At 48.6% G+C, this 2,474-nt stretch carries 2 protein-coding genes; both read right to left on the reverse strand.

Features of this window, described 5'->3' with window-relative positions; genetic code table 11:
* Positions 1–44: 44 nt before the first annotated feature.
* On the reverse strand, positions 45–803 hold the full coding sequence (istB, locus tag KNP82_RS15350; protein ID WP_214756978.1) for an IS21-like element helper ATPase IstB: 759 nt from the start codon (positions 801–803) through the stop codon (positions 45–47).
* Positions 800–2,341 carry an IS21 family transposase gene (gene istA / locus KNP82_RS15355; protein ID WP_131473021.1) on the reverse strand — a complete coding sequence of 514 codons (1,542 nt, stop codon included), beginning with the start codon at positions 2,339–2,341 and terminating at the stop codon, positions 800–802. The genes istB and istA overlap by 4 nt, the downstream gene beginning before the upstream one ends.
* Positions 2,342–2,474 lie beyond the last annotated feature (133 nt).

Below are 2,474 nucleotides of genomic sequence, written 5' to 3' on the forward strand. Positions count from 1 at the left end.
TGTAGACGTCAAGTTGATTTTGACACTTTTTGCTCGTTTGCCTTTTACACTTCTGCCGAAAACAATGATTTCCGGTTTCTCATCCGATGACTGTCGTCATCACTATGTATGATTTCGACGCGATGGAGTAAGCGGTCCAGTATCGCAGTCGTGATGCCCTGGTCCCCGATCAATTCGCCCCATTGTTCGGGGCTTTTGTTCGAGGTCAGGATGATCGAGCTGCGCTCATAAAGGTGGTTGACGAGATGGAAGAAGAGATTGGCTTCTCGTTGGTCCATGGCCATATACATCAGGTCATCGATGATGACCAGGTCCGAATCTCGCAACCTTTTTAACTGGATCTTCGACTTGCTTGAGAACTCTTCACTTTTTAATAGTTGGACGAGTTCGCCCATCGTGACGAAGTATACCTTGAACCCGTGGTTGACCGCCTCGATTCCGAGTCCCACGGCCAAAAACGTCTTTCCGACGCCCGGAGGGCCCAAGAGGATCAGGTTGTACTGTTGTTCGAGCCAGTTGAGCTGTTTCAACTGCTTCAGCTGTCGGGCGGTTAGTGCGGTCTGTTCCTCCAAATTGAACTCCGAGAGGGATTTGATGAACGGGAATCGGGCCCACTTCATTCGTCTCTCCAAACTTTTAGCGTCTCGTTTGGCGCGTTCATGGTTCGTGATGGCACTTAGAAATTCGATATACGTCCAGGAGGCCATTTCGGCCTCTCTCAAAATCTGTGGGAGGGCGTCAGCCGTCTCGGCGAGACGAAGCTGCCGAAAGTCCTGTTGTAACTCGGAAACGCTTTGACTCATTTTGTCGCCACCCCTTTCAGGATGTCGGTGTAGGCTTGGAGTGACCTCGTTGCGACCTGTATCCCGGATTTCTTCGGACGTTCGGTATCGGGTTTTGGATCACACCCATCGTCCGCGAGGATCGCAAGATAGTGGACCACGTCTCGGAAATCGTTGGCGCTGAACAGACTCTCTTGCGAACACTTTTCCAGTGCGTTCGTTAAGTGATTGGGATACATGATCGCGACGTCCCTGATGATGTTGAACTGGTCACGTCGGTATCTCGGGTAACGCTTTGAGAGCTCACCCAGATAATCGGACGCCGCCTCTCTGTCCTCGAAATAGGTGAGGACCTGTTGCTTCAGTTCTTCGATTCCTTTGGAACGATCCCGAAGGTGGTCACGGCTTTGAATCAGTTTTCCGCTCTCTTTGCTGACCCGGTGGTCTGCAATCACTTCTCCCTCGGGAGATTCGCGAATCAATAACCGTTCCTGTTCGGTCACTTCGAGGAACACCACTTTCTTCTTGACCGATGAGTAGGTCCCGATTGGGACGGTGTAACGGTTTGAGCGATAACGGATTGTGTTGTCCTTGCTGACGTTCCTTGCTATACTTTCGGTACGGATACTTTCGAAAGAGAGTAGCGATAAGACCGGTTGTAAGTGTTGTTTTTCGACGGAGAACACTTCAGCTGGTCTTTTTTTCGTTGTCTGATGGACGTTATGATTTCCTGTCCTCTCCAACCATCTCATGGAACGGTCGTTCCAATCCTCGATATGCCGGTACACTCGGCTGTCCGCGAAGTTCCGTTTGATGTACTTCACGACGTTCTCGATCATACCCTTTGACTCCGGGTCAGCCCGACGACATAAGTGGATTCTAAACTTTCGTTCGTTCACGTAGGCTTGAAACTCATTGGTCAATAGGACGTCACCTGCGTTCTCGTTGATTGCGATGAGGTGATCCTGGTCATAGACGATTTCAGAAGGACGCCCACCATAGAATTGGAATGCATTTTCGTGGCAGTGAATAGTGTCCTTGGTGGTGAACGGTCGTTCTCTCCATTCGACATACTTCATCCGAGAGTGCGCAAGTACGAACGCAATGAAATAAAGCTTTATCATTTTTCCATCTTTAGTCCGTTGTCTGGTCTCACCCCAGTCTACCTGTATTTGCTTGCCCATTGGTTGTTCTGGGATAGCCTCGTAATGGCGGACAATCCTTTTCTTTTCAATCTGATAGATTTCTCGGATTTCCTTCACGTATGTCCTGACCGTGCTCGATCCGACCGACAGGCCGGGATATCTTTCAAGTAACCAGTCATGTACTTGTGCGCTGCTCAAATGCGGATACTCCTCCAACCATGCAATGATCCAGTCTCGGTAGGCATCGAGCTTCTTCTTTCGTGAGCAGGCTTTCTCGTCAAATTCATGTAGGGCATCTTCATATGTCATCTTCAGGTACTTATATACCGTCGGTCTCGATACCTTCAGTGCTGTGGCGATTTGAGCCACTTTCATGTTTTGCTGATACATTTGATGAATCTTGATGTGTAGCACTAACTTTTCCTCCAAATCCATTCCCTCCAGATAAAATAGCCTCAACTACTCTATCGGAGTTCTGTTCTGATTTTTCGGCAATAGTGTAAAATCGTATCGAGCAAAAACTGTCAATTTTATTTTAGCGTTCACA

It is taken from the genome of Exiguobacterium sp. s26 (genome assembly GCF_018618235.1).
Taxonomy (GTDB): domain Bacteria; phylum Bacillota; class Bacilli; order Exiguobacteriales; family Exiguobacteriaceae; genus Exiguobacterium; species Exiguobacterium chiriqhucha.

What these genes read in the sequence shown, in the direction of transcription:
- istB (WP_214756978.1), bottom strand. Translation starts at nt 803, where the DNA reads ATGAGTCAAAGCGTTTCCGAGTTACAACAGGACTTTCGGCAGCTTCGT.